Raw genomic sequence first — 13,048 nt, 5'->3', positions numbered from 1 at the left:
TCCCTTTTCCCCGGAAAAGGGCTCTGACCCCACCACCCAGAATGGCGCCAGAAATCCGGCGCACTCAGAAAGCACATCGACGTTAAAGAGAAAGGGGGTACGGCCGATACATCCTCCGTGCACCTCCCGAGAACGTCCATGTACTCACGCATTTTCATCCGTCTGGCCGCCCCCCTGGCTCTGACCCTGCTGCTCCCTTTCGCCATCGGTTTCGAATGGCCGGCCGCCCTGCGCTGGGCGATCCTGACCACGATGACGCTGAGCTGGCTCGGCTTCGCGTGGTGGACCACCCGTGCCCAGGCCCATCGTTCCCCGGAACATGCCCGTGTCCTGCGTGAGCAGGACCAGCTGCTGACCGAACTGCGCAGCTTCGTCGGCAACGAGATCGACGGCTCGCGTGGCGAAGTCGAACGCGCCCGTGACCTGATCCGCCAGGCCGTGTCCAGCCTGGGTGGCAGCTTCGATGCCATGAACCGCAAGTCCCGCCAGCAGAGCCAGGCCCTGTCGCGCATCGTCGACCGCGCTGGCGATGAAGGCAGTGCCGGCCTCGACGTGGCCCGCTTCGCCCAGCACGCCAGCAACCGCATGGAACAGCTGGTGGAAGCGCTGGAACAGGTGAGCGGCCAGAGCACCACCACCGTGCAGCACATCGACCAGATGGCGCAGCACCTGGACGGCATCTTCGCCCTGCTGGAAGACGTCAAGTCGATTGCCGACCAGACCAACCTGCTGGCACTGAACGCGGCCATCGAAGCAGCCCGTGCCGGTGAAGCCGGTCGTGGCTTCGCCGTGGTGGCCGACGAAGTGCGCAACCTGTCCGAGCGCTCGACCACCTTCAACGAACAGATCCGCAAGCTGGCGCACAGTTCCAAGGACGCCATTGCCAAGGTGCGCGAGACAGTCTCGCACATGGCCTCGCGCGATATGGACCGGTCCCGCGAAGCGCGCCAGGAAGCGGCAACCATGCTCGACAACGTGGCGCAGATCAATGCGTCGCTGGGCGATGGCATGCGCGAAGTCTCCGAATGCGCCCGTTCGATCGACGGCAGCGTGGCCGAGGCCGTGCGCGCCCTGCAGTTCGAAGACATCGCCACCCAGGCACTGGGCGGCGTGCACACCCACCTGGATCGCCTGACCGCGATCAACCGTGAGGCGGTGGCCCTGCAGGAGCTGCTGCACCGCAATGGCGGCGTGTTCGACGAAGAGATCGCCACCGCACTGCAGCGCACCGGCAACCGCCTGCGCGACCTGCGCAGCGAATGGGAACGTCCGCCGCACAAGCCGGTTGCCCAGCAGAACATGGGCGCCGGTACGGTCGAGCTGTTCTGACCCTGATGTCCGCTGCCTTTTCCGGCAGCGCCGAAGGCCCCGGTAGTTCCGGGGCCTTTGCCTGTACGCTAGCTCTGGACCACGCCGACCCGCGCAGCATGACCCTGATCCGCGCCCTGCCCCCAATCGATGCCAGCCAACGCCCGCGCAACCCCAGTGTGCGCGAGCAGTTGCAGCAGCTGGAGGACGTGGCGCGCGAGGAGATCCAGGAGCTGCAGCGCCTGGCCGATGCCCGCCCCGCCCCGCCGGCCCAGACCGACGCCCTGATGAGCCTGGCCTGGGATCTCGGCCTGGGCGGCGACGCGTTGTAGATCCACGCCATGCGTGGATGGGCCCCTGCCCATGGCATGATGCCCCGGTCCCGTTCATGGAAGACCGATGGCCATTGCCCTGATCGCATTGATGCTGATCGAATTGCTGCTTCTCTTCGCGTGGGCGCCGCTCTTCTTCCGCACTGGCATCATGCTGTTCAACCAGCGCATTGCCGCTGCACCCGACGATCTGAAGCGACTTTCGCTGGGCGGGCTGGAATACGATCTTCCGACCGAACGATGGGCGCGCCTGGCATTCCGCGCCCTGCCCGACGGCAGCGTTGCATTTCGTGAAAGCTTCGTACCGGGATTCGGTGGCCGCTACTTTCCCTTGCTGCACGGCCAGATCGTGGTGGACACGCGGCGCCGCGAAGTACGGGTGCTCGGCCGCTGCAGCTGGTTTGCGACGGTCCTGACCGTACTGCTGGTGCCGATCGTGCTGCTGCGCCCGGTGGCGTGGCCGATATTGGCGGTGCCGCTGTTGTTCTATATCGGTTACCGCATCCAGCGCCGGCGCTATGCCAATGTAGTGGAGGCGGTGCGCGCACGGGTGCGCAACGAGTTCCCCTGGCAGTTCAAGGACCCGCCCCGGTAGATCCACGCCATGCGTGGATGGGTGACTGCGAGCGCACGCGTGCGGCGGCGGGGGCGCCGTCAGCGGGCCAGGGCGACTGCGCTGCCGGCGTGCTGCTGGCGCAGCCACTGGGCCAGGTCGCGCGGGCTGAGCGGGCGCGAGTACAGGTAGCCCTGGATCTCGTCGCAGCCCTGGCGGCGCAGCATGTCTTCTTCCTGGTGCGTTTCCACGCCTTCGGCCACCACCTTCATGCCCAGCGCGTGGCCCAGGTGGACGATGGCCTGGGTCACTTCGGCCGTGCCCGAGTCGTGCAGCATGCCCTGCACGAAGCTGCGGTCGATCTTCAGCCGCCCCACCGGGAAACGATTCAGATAGTTCAGGTTGGAGAAGCCTGTACCGAAATCATCCACCGCCAGCGGTACGCCATGCCGTTCCAGCACATCGAAACAGTGGCGCAGGATGTCGGTGTCACGGATCAGCGCCGACTCGGTCAGTTCCAGTTCCAGCCGCTGCGGCGGCCAGCCGTGGGCGTGGCAGATCTCGATCACGCGCTCGGCAAAGCCGCGGTCGCGCAACTGCACGGCCGATACATTCACCGCCACGCGTTCGAAGCACAGACCCGCACGGTCCCACGCCGCGGCCTGGCGGCAGGCCTCGTTCAGCACCCAATCGCCGATGCGGACGATTTCGCCGCACTTTTCCGCGATGGGAATGAACTCGGCCGGGCTGCAGTAGCCGATGCCGGGGCGGTGCCAGCGCAGCAGCGCTTCGATTGCCGGCGGTTCGCCGTTGTGTGCGTGCAGCAGCGGCTGGTAGGCCAGGCTGAACTCTTCGCGCTCGATCGCGCCGTGCAGGCCGTGTTCGATCTCCAGGCGGCGCTGGATGCGGGCCAGCGCGTCCTGGCTGTAGTACTGGTAGGTGTTGCGCCCGGCTTCCTTGGCCGCGTACATGGCCGCGTCGGCGGCGCGCAGCAGCGAATCGAAGTCGGTCTGTGATTCACCCAGCATGGCGATGCCGACGCTGGCACCGACCTTCAGGGTGGTGTCGCCACGGCGCAGCGGCTCGGCCAGCGAGCCGATCAGCTTGCGTGCCACATGGCCGGCGTCTTCCGGCTCGGCCAGGTCACGCAGCACTACGATGAATTCGTCACCGCTGAAGCGGCCGAACAGATCGTTGTTGCGCAGGTTCTGGTGCAGGCGGGTGGCAGCGGCCTTCAGCAGCGCATCGCCGGTGGCGTGGCCGAAGCTGTCGTTGATGTTCTTGAAGCCGTCCAGGTCGATGAACAGCATGGCCAGCGAGGTGCCTCGGTCCCGCGCCTCTTCGATGGCCTCGGCGGTCTGTTCGCCCAGCAGCACCCGGTTGGGCAGGCCGGTCAGCAGGTCGTAGTGGGCCAGCAGTTCAATGCGCTCACTGGCCTCGCGTTCGCGGGTGATGTCACGGAACAGAACCACGTAGCGGGCCGGCAGGCCGTCGCGGCGATCCAGTTCGATCAGCACCTGCACCCACACGCGCAGGCCGGACTGCCGGTAGAAGCACAGGTCCAGCTGCTCGGGCAGCCCACCATTGGAGATGCGGCCGAGCGCGGCCTCGAATGCGTTGCGCGAGTCCTCGGTGTACAGCGCCAGCGCCTGGTCCAGGGTGATCGGCTCCTTGCGCAGGCCGTGGATGCGGTAGCACTCCTCGGTCCATTGCATGTGCCGGGTGGACACTTCGATTTCGCAGCCGCCAATCCGTCCCAGCGCCGACACGCGATTGAGCAGCTCGGTGCGCCAGCGGATCAGCGCGTCGGTCTGGTGTTGTTCGGTGATGTTCTGCACCTGGCCGAGCAGGCGCTTGGGCTGTCCATCCATGTCCAGCAACGGCTGCATCCACAGGCGCAGGTGCTGCGAGGGCTCGCTGCCACGGGTCAGTTCCAGGTCCAGGTTGGCGGCGCGGCCGTCGCGCCACAGGCGCCGCCAGGCGGCACGCAGCGCGCCGCGCGAGCGCGGATGCAATTGCTTCAGCCAGCGCCGCTGGCCGGGCACGCTGCCCTGCTTCAGCGCCAGCAGCGAGCGCAGCTCGGGCGACCACCAGAAACGGTGGTTCTGCGGGTCGAACGACCAGCTGCCCATGCTGGCGATGCGCTGGGCCTCGCTCAGGTGCAGCTGCTGTTCCTGCAGCAGCGCTTCCAGCTGCTTCTGCTGTTCGATATCGGTATGCGTGCCGACCATGCGTAGCGGCTGGCCGTCGGCGGTACGCGCCACCACGCGGCCGCGATCCAGCACCCAGCGCCAGTGGCCATCGCCTTGGCGGAAGCGGAACTGCGCGCTGTACTGCTCGCTGTGCCCGCGCAGGTGCTCGTCCAGCACCGCGCGCACATCGGCGATATCGTCCGGGTGGACCCGGCCCAGCATTTCGGTGGCGCTTTCGTCGCCCAGCGCGGGCGTGCGCAGCACGCGGTCGGTGGGAATGTCCCAGTCCCACAGGCTGTGACCAGCACTTTCCAGGGCCAGCGCCCAGCGCCCGCCGCCGGTCAGCGGTACCGGCTCAGGCACGCTGAGGGTGAAGGCCAGCAGGTTTCCACTGCCATCGTGCACGGCGCGCAGGTGGCCATCGTAGTGCCCCTGCGGCCCGCCCGGCAGCGAGCACGGCACGATGCCGCCGTCGGCCGCCAGCAGGCGCAGGTCTTCCAGCATGGGGGCATAGGCCGCCAGCGTGGCCGGCAGCCCATGTTCGCGCGCGGCCGGATTGGCCGCCAGCGGGCGGCCACTGCGGTCGACGATGACCAGTGCCGACGCGAGCGGATGCTGCAGCAGGCTGGCGATGATCCCTTGGTCCACGCGATCTAGCTCCGGAAAGACGCGCCCGACAGCGGGGCATGCAGTCCTTAACGGCTCGCCGCGGGGATAATTGAGTGGCCATCGCACACCCGCGCGGTAAGATGGCTGGCGCCCCTCCCTACTGCCCCTGTCCATGCCCGCAGACCCGACCGGCACCGACCCAGATTCCGCCCTGCGGATGGCGCAGTCGTTGCGGCGCGACCGTCGCCGGGTGGTGCTGAGCTATCTGATGATGGCGCTGGCCTGGATCATTGCCTCCGATGGCGCGGTGAACGGGTTCGTGCTGGACCCCCAGCAGGCCGCCTTCTGGCAGAGCGTGAAGGGCGCGTTCTTCGTATTCGCCAGCGCCGGCCTGCTCTACCTGCTGCTGCGGCCGCTGGCCGAGCACGTGCTGGCCACCCATGCGCGGCTGCAGACGTCCGAGACCCGCCTGCGGCAGATGTTCGAGGGCAACCCCGGGCCGATCCTGGTGTACGACCTGGACAGCCTGACCATCCTGGATGCCAACCCCGCGGCATGCCTGGCCTTCGGCTGGGAACGCGAGGAACTGCTGGCCCGCACCATCGAGATCCTGTGGCCGCCCGGCCAGGACCAGGCGCTGCAGACCAAGCTGGAAGCGATCCGCGAAGCGCCCGAGCAGCTGTGCATCCTGCGCGCGCAGCTGCAGCTGCGCGACGGCAGCCTGCGGCAGATGGAGCTTCGTTCCAATGCCATCGACTATGACGGCCACAACGCCCGCCTGCTGATCGCCATCGATCGCACCGCCGAAGACCTGGCGCAGCTGCGCCGCGACCAGGCGCTGGCGCGGGTGGAGGAAGCCCACGAGCTGGCGCGTATCGGCGCCTGGGAACTGGACCCGGCCAGTGGCCTGGGCCGCTATTCCAACCAGGTCTACCACCTGCTGGGGCGGCGCCCGCCCGAGGCCCGGCGCTGGCACCGCTTCGACGAACTGCTGGTGCCGGCCGACCCGGCCACTGCCGCGCAGACCGAACAGCTGCTGGCCGACCTGTGTGCCGGCGAACCGGTCCAGGTGGACGTGCTGCTGCCGCTGCTGGCCATGGATGGGCGCGCCCTGATGGTGCACCTGCGTGCGACCAGCGGCCGCGATGAAGCCGGCCGCGAACGCGTGCTGGGCACGCTGCAGGACGTGACCGAGCGCGAGCAGTCGCGGCGCCTGCTGCGTGAGCGCGAAGAACAGTTCCGCGAACTGGTGCGGGTGCTGCCCGACGGCGTGGTGATCCTTTCCGAAGAACATGTGCTGTACGCCAACGCCTGGGCCGCCGCCCTGTTCGGCTACGGCAGCCATGCCCTGCTGGGCGAACCGCTGTCGGCGCTGGTGAACGGTGCCGATCTGCAGCGGGTGCGCGCCCAGTTGCGGGCCGGGCAGCCGCAGCACAGCCCGGGCCACAACAGCGTGGCGATCATGCAGCGCGCCGACGGCCGCCACTTCCATGCCGGCCTGGCCGTGGGTGAGGTGCGTTACGGTGGCCGCGACTGCAAGCTGTTGATCGTGCGCGACCTGAGCGAAGCCGAACGCACCCGCAGCGCGCTGGAAAACAGCAACCGCGAACTGCAGGCCATGGCCGGGCGCCTGTTCTCGCTGCAGGAAGACGAGCGCCGGGCGATCTCGCGTGACCTGCATGATGATATTGGCCAGGCGATCACCGCCATGAAACTGTCGGCCTACGCCGCGCAGGACGAACAGGACCCCGCGCGCCGCGGCGAGGACCTGGCGCAGATCGTCAGCCTGGCCGACACCACCGTGGCCAAGCTGCGCGACATCTCCACCCTGCTGCGCCCGCCACAACTGGATGCGCTGGGCCTGGAAGCTGCGCTGAGCTGGCAGGCGCGGGTGCTGTTCCGCTCGTCGCCGGTGGAGCTGCTGGCCGACATCGACGCCCTGCCCACCCGCCCGGACAACAGCATCGAACAGGCCTGCTTCCGCATTGCGCAGGAAAGCCTGACCAACGCCCTGCGCCACGCGCGCGCCAGCCAGGTGCAGCTGCAGCTGCGCGACCTGGGCCAACGCGGATTGCACCTGCAGATCCGCGATGATGGCGAGGGCTTCGACCCCGATGGCCCGCGCGGCCTGGGCCTGATCGTGATGCGCGAGCGCGCGCAGAGCGTAGGCGGTCATGTACATATCGCTTCGGCGCACGGCGCCGGCACCCTGGTCGACGTCCACCTTCCTTACCAGGCCGCCATGACGGCGGCCGTCGAGTCTCCGGAACACTGAACCATGTGGAACCCCAACCTGCCCCCGGTCAGCATTGACGACGCCCCCGACCGGCTGGGCGCCGGCAACCCCGAGCTGCAGGCCATGGTGGCCGAGGCGGCCTCTGGCGGTACCCCGCTGATGCTGATGCACGTGGACATCGACCACTTCGCTTCGGTGAACGAGAACATGAGCGCCGAAGTGGGTGACCAGGCGCTGGTGCTGGTGGCCCAGCGCCTGCAGTCGTACCTGCGCGGGCGTGGCAAGCTGTGGCGGCACGGCAGCGATGAATTCCTGATTGCCGTACCGCGCACCGCCGACCTGCCGCTGCCGGAAGACTTCGCCGAAGCGATCCGCCAGCAGATGGAGCTGCCGCTCTCTGTGCTGCCGTACACCCTGTTCATGACCGGCAAGCTGGGCGTGAGCCTGTGCCCGGAACATGCCAGCAGTGCATCGCGGCTGCTGGACCACGCCGAAGATGCGCTCTACCAGGCGGCCCGCGAAGGCGGCAATGCGGTGCGCATCCACGCGGTGGACACCCCGCCCAGCGCGCACAGTGAAAGCATCATTGCCCGGCAGATCGTCGATGCCATTCCCAATGGCGAGCTGAAGCTGCGCTACCAGCCGCTGGTGAGCGCGCGCGACGGCCACGTGGTGGGCATGGAAGCGCTGCTGCGCTGGCAGTCGCCCACCCTGGGCATGCTGGTACCGGAACGCTTCATGCGCACCGCCGAGCGGCTGGGCATCATCGTGCAGATCGGCACGTGGGTGCTGGAAGGCGCACTGAAGCAGGCTCGCCTGTGGCGCGACCAGGGCTTTGACGATTTCACCATTGCAGTGAACGTGTCCACCCTGCAGCTGCTGCGCCCGAACTTCTTCGCCGAGGTGATGTCGCTGATGCAGGCCGCCGGCGTTCCGGCGCACATGCTGACGCTGGAGATCAATGAAAGCGCGCTGACCAACAACGTCAATTTCGTGCACGAAACCCTGGCCAACCTGCGCAATGAAGGCATCAGCCTGAGCCTGGACAACTTCGGCACCGGCGATTCCAGCCTGAGCGCACTGGTGCGCTACCCGGTGGACAAGCTGAAGATCGACCGCAGCTTCATCAAGAGCGCCCCGGCCGGTAACCGCGAGGCGGCCATCGCCCGCGCCATCATCGCCATGGGCCACCAGCTGGGCATGACGGTCATTGCCAACGGCGTGGAATCACAGGCCCAGCTGGGCTTCCTGCGCCGCAACGACTGTGATGTGTTCCAGGGCTATCTGTTCGGCGAGCCGATGTCGGCCGATGCCGCCGGCATGACCCTGCGCCGCCGCTACCTGCGCCCGGAAGCCTTTGCCGAAACGCGCCCCGACCGCACCCTGCTGCTGCTGGATGACGAGGAAAACGTGCTGCGTTCGCTGGTGCGCCTGTTCCGCCGTGACGGCTACCGCATCCTGGCCGCCGGCAACGTGCGCGACGCTTTCGATCTGCTGGCGATCAACGACGTGCAGGTGATCCTGTCCGACCAGCGCATGAGCGACATGAGCGGCACCGAATTCCTGGGCCGGGTGAAGATGCTGTACCCGGACACGATCCGGCTGGTGCTGTCCGGCTATACCGATCTGAACACGGTGACCGATGCGATCAACCGCGGTGCGATCTATCGCTTCCTGACCAAACCGTGGAACGATGACGAGCTGCGCAAGCACATCCACCAGGCGTTCCGCACGTATGAAGAGCAGCGCCGCAGCAATGCGGGCCCGGCGCTGGCCGAGCCACTGGAGGGTGGCGAGGATCGTTCGCCGTTGCGGTGACCGATCTGTAGAGTCGAGCCATGCTCGACTGCGGCAAAAAGCAGTCGAGCATGGCTCGACTCTACAGAAGCGCGGTCAGCGCGGCTGCTTGATCGGCAGCACCACCCGGAAGCGCGAGCCGACGCCGGGGGTGCTGTCCAGATCGATGCGGCCGTGGTGCTTGTTGATGATGCTGTAGGAAATCGACAGGCCCAGCCCGGTGCCACTGCCCACCGGCTTGGTGGTGAAGAACGGATCGAAGATGCGCTGGCGCAGTTCCGGCGAAATGCCGCCGCCGGTATCTTCGAACTCCACCCATACGGTCTCGCCATCCACGCCGGTACGCACGGTGATGGTGCCGCGCTCGGCAATGGCATGGCCTGCGTTGAGCAGCAGGTTCATGTACACCTGGTTCAGTTCCGAAGGCAGGCATTCCACCAGCGGCAGTTGGCCGAACTGGCGTTCCAGGGTGACCTTGTACTTGAGCTCGTTCCAGATGATGTTGATGGTCGATTCAAGGCCGGCATGCAGGTCCACCAGCTTCCACGACTCGTCGCGGCCGGAATACGAGAAGTCCTTCAGGTCGCGCACGATGCGGGTCACCCGCTCGATGCCTTCGCGTGATTCGGCCATCAGCTGCGGCAGGTCGCGGCTGATGAAATCGATGTCCAGGCGGTCACGGATATCGTCGATTTCCGGAATCAATGCCTTCGGATCGGGCGCGCGCAGGGCGCGTTCGTAGGCTTCGATCACCGTGAACAGACTGCGCAGGTATTCCTGCAAGCTGCCCAGGTTGGAGTGCACGTAACCGATGGGATTGTTGATCTCGTGTGCCACGCCGGCGGCCAGCTGGCCGATGGAGGCCATCTTTTCCGACTGCAGCAGCTTTTCCTGGGTGCCGTTCAGACGCAGATAGGCCTGGCGCAGTTCGGCATGGCGCTGCTGCAGCTCGCGCTCATAGTCTTCCTGCCCTTCAATGCGCTGGAACAGCGCCAGGTAATGGCTCTGCCCGCCTTCGCCATGGTGGTACAGATGGGCGATGACCACGCCCTCGCCCAGCGGCAGGCTGCCACTCCACGCGCCCTGCTGCCGGGCCTGTTCAAGGGCGTCGGGGGGCAGCAGCTCGCGCAGGCGCTGGGCCGGTGCCGCTGCACTGTCGGCGTTGCCCAGCAGGTGCTGGGCGGCCGGGTTGGCCAACGCCACCTGCCCGTCTGCGGTGAACAGCAACAGCCCTTCGCGCAGGCGTTCCAACAGGGCCTGCAGCACGGGCTGGGAAGGAAGGGGGGCGGTAACCAGGGCGTTGGCGGCGGACACGGCGACTCGGGGGCTTGCGAACAGACGCCCAATATACGCGCTCCCGCTGCGGGTCACAGCCCGCCCGGTGGCGGCCAGCGGCCGCCGGGGAATCAGGCGACGGCCAGCGGCCGGCGCGCGGTAACGGTGTGCGACTGGCCCTTGGCGTCGTAAGCCGAGGCGTCTTCGGTGCGGCCGAGCTGGCGCAGCGCCCAGTTGACCTCGCGGCGGCGGCGCGACAGCAGCACGCCGTTGGCGCGGTTGCGCTCGGCCAGTTCCTGCAGCTGTTCGCCCTGCCCGACCGGCGGCGTGCCTTCCAGCGCACGCAGCGCTTCCAGCTTGGCCCCGGTGGCGCGGATCAGCGCATGCACGTCGTGCTCGACCAAGGCCTGGCGTTCAACGTCCAGGGCTTCGGCAAGGCGCTGCAGCGGCTCGCTCATGGCCGCGCTCATCCCTGCAGCTGCTGGTCCAGCTCGAGCATGCGCGAAGCAATCGCGTCCGGATTGATCTTGTAGGTGCCGTTCTGCAGCGATTCACGCACCGCGGCCACGCGCTGGGCGTCGATGGCTGGGGCGGTGCTCAGGTCGCGTTCGATGGCCTGCAGGTTGGTGGCTTCGCCGGTCAGGCGCAGGCTGTCAGCTGCTTCCACCGGGCGGGCAGCCGAATCGCTGCTGACGCCGGGCTTGCTGGCCGGGCTCGTCACGCCGCGCAGGGCCTGCGGGATCTGCAGATTGCCGTCGATTTTCTGGCTCATGGGGTGTCCTGGAGTTGCCGTACACAAGGGATAACGGCCGCTGGGCCGTGATCTTTAGGGATTTTCCAAACTTTTTCAACGCGCCACGATTACGTCACCGGCCGCATCCACCACGCCCTGCACGATGCGGCGGGTGGACAGGTTTTCGACCGAAACGCGGTCGTTGTGCCCGGCATCGCCCAGGGCGCGGCCGGCAATACGTACTTCCACGGCGCCGGTGCGGGCGACCAGGGCCACATTGTCTCCGCGCTTGATGAGACGCTGCGCCAGAAGATCATTGCCCGACAGCAGGCTGCCGGCGGCCAGCGGGCGGCGCGCGATGCGCCCCACCGCCGCGGCCGGGTCGGCCAGCACGGCGCCGGCAATACGGGCGGCGTCACGCTGGGCAGTGCTGATATCGGCCGCGCTGATGGTTTCTCCAGTGGCGATGCCACGGGTCAGCACCAGCACGGTCTGGTTGTGCCGCACCTTCACCGGCACGAACAGGCGCCAGCCGCCCGCATCGGGGCAACTGACCTCGACGGTGGTGTTGGCCGTGGGCTGCACTGCCAGCGGCTTGCCACACTGCGGCAGGCGCAGTGCATCGGCCACGATGGCCTCGCCTTCGCTGCCGGCCGCCAGGGTCGACAGCGCTGCCGCACGGATGCTGGCCACCGGCTGCCACTGCGCCGCCTGCGCCCACGGCGCGGCCAGCGCAAGCGCGGCGGCTACAACTACTGTCATCCGGCGCATGGCGCCTCCTGCATTCGATGGGACCTGGCCCGGAGGGATGCAAGCGCTGTGCCAGCCCGCCCCTGTAGCGTCGAGCGTGCTCGATGTCCTGCACTTGTAGAGTCGAGCTTGCTCGACTGATGTGCCGCAAAGTCGAGCAAGCTCGACTCTACGACCGCGGGGTGCCGGCATCACATGACCCTCAAGTTCGGCGGGCACCACGCCGATACAGCAGCCATGTCCCATGACCTGCTCAACCGGATCGACCAGCGGACCCGACTGGCCGGCCACAATCGCCTGGCGCTGCTGCTGTTCCGTCTCGGCGGACGTCAGCTTTTTGGCGTCAATGTCTTCAAGGTGCAGGAAGTGCTGCGCCGGCCCGAGCTGTTCCAGGTGCCTGGCTTGCCCGGCCAGTTCGCCGGCGTGGCCGACGTGCGCGGCCGCTCGGTGCCGGTGCTCGACCTGGGCCTGGCCATCGGCCACCCCGAGCGTGAGCCGGATGCGGACACCGCACCGGGCTACCTGGTGGTGACCGAGTTCAACCGCTCGATCCAGGGCTTCCTGGTCAGCGGGGTGGAACGCATCGTGAACATCGCGGTGGAGGACATCCACCCGCCACCGGAGCTGGGCGCCGAATCGAGCTACCTGACCGCGGTGACCCGCTTCCAGGGCGAGCTGATCCAGGTGATCGACGTGGAAAGCGTGCTGGCCGACATTGCCCAGGTGCGCGGCGAAGCCGTGCTGGACCCGGCCATGGCCATGCCTGCCGACGCGCCGCAGCTGCAGGTGCTGGTGGTGGACGACTCGCGGGTGGCCCGCCAGCAGATCCGCAGCGTGCTGGACCAGCTGGGCGTGGGCGCTACCCTGCTGTCCGACGGCAAGCAGGCGCTGGACCATCTGCTGCAGATCCACGCCTCGGGCGAAAACCCGGCCGAACGCTACGCCATGGTCATTTCCGATATCGAAATGCCGGCCATGGACGGCTATACGCTGACGACAGAAATCCGGCGCCACGCCGGGCTGTCCGGGCTGTATGTGCTGCTGCACACCTCCCTGTCGGGCGTATTCAACAATGCGATGGTCGAACGCGTGGGCGCCAATGCCTTCGTGGCCAAGTATTCGCCGCACGAACTGGCGGACTTCGTGCTGGACCGCCTGCGCAAGGTGGCCATGGCGGCTTAGGGCCGCCCCACGCGTCTCCGCCGGGCATGGCCCGGCGCTACCAGACACCTGCTCCGACCCAAGGTAGCGCCGGGCCATGCC

Annotated in this window: 11 protein-coding genes; 6 read left to right on the top strand and 5 right to left on the bottom strand. The window is 67.6% G+C overall.

From position 1 onward, the window contains the following. Positions 1–138: 138 nt before the first annotated feature. The 3 genes from IAE58_RS07245 to IAE58_RS07235 all read left to right on the top strand — a co-directional run bounded on the left by IAE58_RS07245 (position 139) and on the right by IAE58_RS07235 (position 2,235). The gene (locus IAE58_RS07245) at positions 139–1,329 is read left to right on the top strand and encodes a methyl-accepting chemotaxis protein (RefSeq protein WP_199933042.1); all 1,191 of its coding nucleotides are present in this window, start codon (positions 139–141) and stop codon (positions 1,327–1,329) included. A gap of 5 nt (positions 1,330–1,334) precedes the next feature. Continuing rightward, positions 1,335–1,640, top strand: coding sequence for a hypothetical protein (locus IAE58_RS07240; RefSeq protein WP_233614753.1), 306 nt, complete (start codon positions 1,335–1,337; stop codon positions 1,638–1,640). Positions 1,641–1,707: 67 nt separating this feature from the next. Further along, the gene (locus IAE58_RS07235; RefSeq protein WP_199933041.1) at positions 1,708–2,235 is read left to right on the top strand and encodes a hypothetical protein; all 528 of its coding nucleotides are present in this window, start codon (positions 1,708–1,710) and stop codon (positions 2,233–2,235) included. A 59-nt stretch (positions 2,236–2,294) separates the two neighbouring features. Here IAE58_RS07235 and IAE58_RS07230 read toward each other — a convergent pair whose 3' ends face one another. Continuing rightward, a complete protein-coding gene (locus IAE58_RS07230) occupies positions 2,295–5,033 on the bottom strand; it encodes an EAL domain-containing protein (protein ID WP_199933040.1) in 2,739 nt (912 codons plus the stop codon). 133 nt (positions 5,034–5,166) lie between these two features. Between IAE58_RS07230 and IAE58_RS07225 the strand changes: the two genes are divergently transcribed. Both IAE58_RS07225 and IAE58_RS07220 read left to right on the top strand, forming a co-directional pair. Beyond that, a complete protein-coding gene (locus tag IAE58_RS07225; RefSeq protein WP_199933039.1) occupies positions 5,167–7,269 on the top strand; it encodes a PAS domain S-box protein in 2,103 nt (700 codons plus the stop codon). 3 nt (positions 7,270–7,272) lie between these two features. Then, positions 7,273–9,048, top strand: a complete 1,776-nt coding sequence (locus tag IAE58_RS07220) for an EAL domain-containing protein (RefSeq protein ID WP_108753056.1) — start codon at positions 7,273–7,275, stop codon at positions 9,046–9,048. Between the two features lie 75 nt (positions 9,049–9,123). Here the strand turns inward: IAE58_RS07220 and IAE58_RS07215 are convergent, their stop codons facing one another. The 4 genes from IAE58_RS07215 to flgA all read right to left on the bottom strand — a co-directional run bounded on the left by IAE58_RS07215 (position 9,124) and on the right by flgA (position 11,806). Next, a complete protein-coding gene (locus IAE58_RS07215; protein WP_108749586.1) occupies positions 9,124–10,341 on the bottom strand; it encodes an ATP-binding protein in 1,218 nt (405 codons plus the stop codon). 92 nt (positions 10,342–10,433) lie between these two features. Beyond that, a complete protein-coding gene (locus IAE58_RS07210) occupies positions 10,434–10,772 on the bottom strand; it encodes a flagellar protein FlgN (protein WP_108749585.1) in 339 nt (112 codons plus the stop codon). Continuing rightward, entirely contained in the window at positions 10,769–11,074 is a 306-nt protein-coding gene (gene flgM / locus IAE58_RS07205; RefSeq protein ID WP_199933038.1) for a flagellar biosynthesis anti-sigma factor FlgM, read from the bottom strand. The genes IAE58_RS07210 and flgM overlap by 4 nt, the downstream gene beginning before the upstream one ends. A 75-nt stretch (positions 11,075–11,149) precedes the next feature. Continuing rightward, the gene (flgA, locus tag IAE58_RS07200; protein WP_199933037.1) at positions 11,150–11,806 is read right to left on the bottom strand and encodes a flagellar basal body P-ring formation chaperone FlgA; all 657 of its coding nucleotides are present in this window, start codon (positions 11,804–11,806) and stop codon (positions 11,150–11,152) included. A gap of 216 nt (positions 11,807–12,022) precedes the next feature. On the opposite strand from flgA, the gene IAE58_RS07195 reads away from it, so the two are divergent. Next, positions 12,023–12,967 carry a chemotaxis protein gene (locus IAE58_RS07195; protein WP_025879111.1) on the top strand — a complete coding sequence of 315 codons (945 nt, stop codon included), beginning with the start codon at positions 12,023–12,025 and terminating at the stop codon, positions 12,965–12,967. Positions 12,968–13,048: the final 81 nt, after the last annotated feature.

The organism is Stenotrophomonas sp. S49 (assembly GCF_016624905.1).
GTDB lineage: Bacteria > Pseudomonadota > Gammaproteobacteria > Xanthomonadales > Xanthomonadaceae > Stenotrophomonas.
The sequence above is the reverse complement of the archived record's forward strand: the minus strand, read 5'-3'. Positions and strand labels throughout refer to the sequence as shown.

What these genes read in the sequence shown, in the direction of transcription:
- IAE58_RS07245 (WP_199933042.1), top strand. Translation starts at nt 139, where the DNA reads ATGTACTCACGCATTTTCATCCGTCTGGCCGCCCCCCTGGCTCTGACC.
- IAE58_RS07240 (WP_233614753.1), top strand. Translation starts at nt 1,335, where the DNA reads ATGTCCGCTGCCTTTTCCGGCAGCGCCGAAGGCCCCGGTAGTTCCGGG.
- IAE58_RS07235 (WP_199933041.1), top strand. Translation starts at nt 1,708, where the DNA reads ATGGCCATTGCCCTGATCGCATTGATGCTGATCGAATTGCTGCTTCTC.
- IAE58_RS07225 (WP_199933039.1), top strand. Translation starts at nt 5,167, where the DNA reads ATGCCCGCAGACCCGACCGGCACCGACCCAGATTCCGCCCTGCGGATG.
- IAE58_RS07220 (WP_108753056.1), top strand. Translation starts at nt 7,273, where the DNA reads ATGTGGAACCCCAACCTGCCCCCGGTCAGCATTGACGACGCCCCCGAC.
- IAE58_RS07210 (WP_108749585.1), bottom strand. Translation starts at nt 10,772, where the DNA reads ATGAGCGCGGCCATGAGCGAGCCGCTGCAGCGCCTTGCCGAAGCCCTG.
- flgM (WP_199933038.1), bottom strand. Translation starts at nt 11,074, where the DNA reads ATGAGCCAGAAAATCGACGGCAATCTGCAGATCCCGCAGGCCCTGCGC.
- flgA (WP_199933037.1), bottom strand. Translation starts at nt 11,806, where the DNA reads ATGCGCCGGATGACAGTAGTTGTAGCCGCCGCGCTTGCGCTGGCCGCG.
- IAE58_RS07195 (WP_025879111.1), top strand. Translation starts at nt 12,023, where the DNA reads ATGTCCCATGACCTGCTCAACCGGATCGACCAGCGGACCCGACTGGCC.